The organism is Arsenophonus sp. ENCA (assembly GCF_002287155.1).
GTDB classification, from domain to species: Bacteria; Pseudomonadota; Gammaproteobacteria; order Enterobacterales; family Enterobacteriaceae; genus Arsenophonus; species Arsenophonus nilaparvatae.
In genome coordinates, this window is sequence record NZ_NHNG01000550.1 from 1 (window position 1) to 3,888 (window position 3,888).

At 47.4% G+C, this 3,888-nt stretch carries 5 protein-coding genes and 1 pseudogene; 4 read left to right on the top strand and 2 right to left on the bottom strand.

Annotation, left to right across the window (positions count from 1 at the left end; genetic code table 11):
- Nucleotides 1–257 (top strand): transposase family protein (locus tag CBG25_RS14220; RefSeq protein WP_290607415.1); only part of this gene is annotated, 257 nt, incomplete at its 5' end.
- A 110-nt stretch (nucleotides 258–367) separates the two neighbouring features.
- Here the strand turns inward: CBG25_RS14220 and CBG25_RS14225 are convergent.
- Complete coding sequence (locus tag CBG25_RS14225; RefSeq protein WP_290607417.1) at nucleotides 368–622, bottom strand: hypothetical protein; 255 nt, start codon at nucleotides 620–622, stop codon at nucleotides 368–370.
- 113 nt (nucleotides 623–735) lie between these two features.
- Here CBG25_RS14225 and pilV point away from each other — a divergent pair.
- Nucleotides 736–1,941: pseudogene (gene pilV, locus CBG25_RS14230) on the top strand (shufflon system plasmid conjugative transfer pilus tip adhesin PilV).
- Nucleotides 1,942–2,031: 90 nt separating this feature from the next.
- Here pilV and CBG25_RS14235 read toward each other — a convergent pair.
- Nucleotides 2,032–2,556, bottom strand: a complete 525-nt coding sequence (locus tag CBG25_RS14235; protein ID WP_290607419.1) for a lipocalin family protein — start codon at nucleotides 2,554–2,556, stop codon at nucleotides 2,032–2,034.
- A 73-nt stretch (nucleotides 2,557–2,629) separates the two neighbouring features.
- Between CBG25_RS14235 and CBG25_RS14240 the strand changes: the two genes are divergently transcribed.
- Together CBG25_RS14240 and CBG25_RS14245 are read left to right on the top strand one after the other, a co-directional pair.
- Nucleotides 2,630–2,941 carry a hypothetical protein gene (locus CBG25_RS14240; RefSeq protein ID WP_290607421.1) on the top strand — a complete coding sequence of 104 codons (312 nt, stop codon included), beginning with the start codon at nucleotides 2,630–2,632 and terminating at the stop codon, nucleotides 2,939–2,941.
- 4 nt (nucleotides 2,942–2,945) lie between these two features.
- Nucleotides 2,946–3,888 (top strand): DNA topoisomerase (locus CBG25_RS14245; RefSeq protein WP_290607423.1); only part of this gene is annotated, 943 nt, incomplete at its 3' end.

Sequence of the window (3,888 nt, forward strand, 5' to 3'; positions counted from 1 at the left end):
TGAGCAAAAATGGGCGCCGTCACGATAAACGCTTACTCGATAAAGTCGATATAATTCGCCATATTCCTCCTGAGGTAACCATCTGGGCAGATACCGGTTTTCAAGGTATAGATAAACAGCATCCTAATACACAAATCCCAAAAAAAGGAACTCGAAAAAGACCTTTATCGCCTGAACAAAAACAAGAAAATAAAATAATCTCGGGCATCCGTATTACACACGAGTTTCGCACCAATAAAAAAACGCTCTATTTTTAAGTTTAATTCAGCATGATATATAAATAGTCAAAACCTTATAAATCAAATACAACTTATTGTAATTTAAGAAAATTTATGTTTTTTAGTAACTTGCAGATTAATCATTGCTTTTAAGCCATTTTTAGAATTTTATATGCCTGTGCGAAACTCGTGGAGTATTCAGGAATGATGGTTTTATTGGCCCGGGTGACTCTGGCACGCACGAAACAGCGACATTTCAGGTTGGCTTTGATGCTTCCAGAGTGGTGAGAACCACCAATGAAACGCGCCCAAAAAATATTGCCGTGATATTTATTATCAAGGCTGGATAAGTTATCTGCAAATTTGGTGAACGGAGTCAACATCAGCAGATAAAAAATATTCATTCATTAAATTTCAAATGGAAATTAACGTGAAAAATCATGCAAACGCAAACAGGGCGGCGATACATCGCGGTTTTGTCTCACTGGAGGTGTTAGGCGCACTGGTGATTGTAGCAATGGCAGGATTGTTTGGCGCAGAAAAATACAGTGACTATCTGGATGAGCAAGAGTGGGTTGTCGCCGCACGGCATGCCAGCCAGTTTAATGAAGCGGCAAAGCAGTATATTACTGACCATCGTGATGAATTACTCAATCAGCCCCTACCCTATCGCATTACGCCTTCGTTACTGATTAAAAACGGTTATCTGCAACAGGGCTTCGCCGAGAAAAACGGCTTAGGTCAGCAATAGGTCACCGGTGTCGTGAAAAACAGCGCCAAAGGCCAGCCCGCGCTACAGGCACTCACCTGTAGCGTACAGGGTGATACGTTGTCCGAGAAAGGAATGCGGCGGATTGCCGCCCAGATCACCGGCATGGGTGGGTTTGTGGATGAGAAGAATATCGCCACCGGCGCTTATGGCGGATGGAGAAGCCAGCCGCGTGATTTTGGCCTCGATTGCCGCCACGGGCATATTGCCATTGCGTTATCATCAGAAATATTGGGTAGCGTGTTGCAGGAAAGCGACAGGCTGTATCGTTTTCAGGTGAAACATAGACCTGAGTTAAACCGGATGCACACCGCTATCGATATGGGGGGTCACAATCTCAATAACGCCAATACCGTGAATGCGAAAAATGGGCATTATGCGGAAGAAATTAACGCAGGCGGAAATATCAAAACGCAAGGCGGCTGGCTGATAACGCAGCACGGAAAAGGCTGGTTAAATGAAGCCCACGGCGGCGGCTTCTACATGAACGATAACGACTGGATACGCTCAGTCAACAACAAGGGGATTTACACCGGCGGACAACTCAAAGGCGGCACGGTCAGAGCCGATGGCCGCCTGTCTGTCGGCGAATTTTTACAACTGGATGGCACGGCACAATCCGGTTGGGGATGCCGCCCGAATGGATTGGTGGGGCGCACCCCCGAAGGTGCTTTGCTGTCGTGTCAGAATGGACAGTGGCGTGCCATCAGCGCCAATCTTCAGATAGTGAGAGCAGAAACGACGGCCTATCGTTGGCCTCATGCAACCGCCCGTTGCCCTGCCGGTAAAAAACTGGTGGGAGGCGGGGGTAATTGCCGGAGTTTAGGCCCGCCCGGTATGGGTTGGGCAGTATTGGTCGGGAGTCAACCCATGAATGAAACGGATTGGGGAGTGCAGTGTGATACCCCCGAACGTCAGAACCTGATGGCGGAAAGCTGGGCGATTTGCCAATAGTAGCATTGAAAGGCTCGTATAGCGTTAATCTTCAAATTTTAGGTAATTATTTGCTGCCAATAACTGATTTACATGAAAAATAAATTAGTGCTATCCCTGCTTAACCCATATCAATTTATCTACTGGAAAATTTAGCGCTCTGGCGATTTTTAGCAAAGACGCCGTTTCCTCTTTCTCGAGCTTGGGCGTGCGTGAAAGCAGCCATAGATAATTTCGACTCGGCCCTGCCACCAGTGCATAACGATATTCTGGATCCAGCGCTATCACATGATAGCCACCATAAAACGGCCAAAAAAATGAAACTTTAAGCGCTGCTCGGTTAGGTGAATCAATAAATTTCGCTTTACCGATGCTTCTTCGCCATTGCTGTTGAGTGGGCGAAAACCCTTGATTAATCACTTTGACACTACCATCGGCATTACGGATGTAAGTGGCGGTAATGTGTTCGAGTCCACGCTCAAAGCGATTATCCAGTCGGGCAATTTCGTACCAGGTCCCTAGATAGCGATCGAGGGAGAAGTTTTCTACTGCCTGTACCCCTTGTGGCGGAGATACGCTACAAGACAGAGAGAGCAGTGAAGATATCAATAAATAGATGTTTCTCCATAATTTCATGTTGATTCAACCTTGTGAACATTCTCAATGAATAAATGAGCGTAATGAAAAACAATCCAACAGGAAAGCTATTATGAATAAAATAAACTTCACAGCAGTATGGCTATTGCTTGCTGCCAGTTTCCCTCTTCTTGCTGATGAAAAAGTGGACTCAGGCGATCCCTGTACCGTTGTGCTGTGCATGTACGGGAAGTTGCACGGCAATAATCAAAGCGAATGCAGCGGCGCAGTGAGTCAATTTTTCTCATTGAGTAAATTTGGCAGACATGGCTTTGACCCATGGAAAACGTTTATTAAACGACGTGATTTTCTGGGCGGTTGTCCCACGGCAGATCCGGCCGTTGTTAGCGACATCATGAAACGATTTGGCAAAATACGAGGATGAAAAAATGAATTTGTATATAGCAGAAAAACCCTCTGTGGCGAAGGATATTGCCAAAGCACTGGGGGGTAATTTCCAGAAAAAAAACGGCTATCTTGAATCAGCCGATAACATCGTAACATGGTGCTACGGCCATCTCCTAAAATCGATTGAGCCGGAAGCGTATAATCCAGATTACGCACAGTGGAAAGCGGAGGATTTGCCATTGCAGCTTTACCCGTTGCGTTATGAGCCGATTGCCGGAAAGGAAGCGCATACCCAAACGGTGATTAACCTCATCAAAAAGGCGGATGTAATTGTCCACGCAGGCGACCCGGACGACGAGGGGCAATTGCTGGTTGAGGAGTTGCTGGAATATACCGGCAACAACAAGCCGGTTAAGCGTTTGCTGATTAATGACAACACCGACGCCGCCGTTAAAAAAGCACTGTCCCAACTGAAAGATAATCACCAGTTTAAAGGCATTTACCGCAAAGCATTGGCCCGCGCTGCGGGCGATTTGATTTACGGTATGAGCATGACACGCGCCTATACCATCGAGGGACGCAAAAAGGGCTATAGCGGCGTACTCTCCGTCGGTCGGGTTCAAACGCCGATCCTTGGCCTGATAGTGCGCCGCTACCTCGCCAATCAGTCGCACACGTCGAGTTTTTACTATCAACTTATCGGTGACTTTGCCATTAACGGCCAGACATTCGCCGCCAACTGGAAGGTCAACGAAAATGCGCCGCAGGACGACAAGAAGCGTCTGACCAGCAAAAGTTATGCTGATGCACTCGCCGCACGTTTACGCGGTAAGGACGCTGATATAAAGGCCGCTGGGGTGCAGGAGAAAGAAACCGCCCCGCCGCTTCCGTTCAATCTGGTGAGATTGCAGCAGACGATGAACCGTCAGCACAGGATGACGGCGGCGCGAACGCTGGAAATCACCCAGCAGCTACGCGAAAAAT

Excerpts from the sequence above, each read along its gene's own strand:
- CBG25_RS14240 (WP_290607421.1), top strand. The coding sequence starts at position 2,630 with ATGAATAAAATAAACTTCACAGCAGTATGGCTATTGCTTGCTGCCAGT.
- CBG25_RS14225 (WP_290607417.1), bottom strand. The coding sequence starts at position 622 with ATGAATATTTTTTATCTGCTGATGTTGACTCCGTTCACCAAATTTGCA.
- CBG25_RS14235 (WP_290607419.1), bottom strand. The coding sequence starts at position 2,556 with ATGAAATTATGGAGAAACATCTATTTATTGATATCTTCACTGCTCTCT.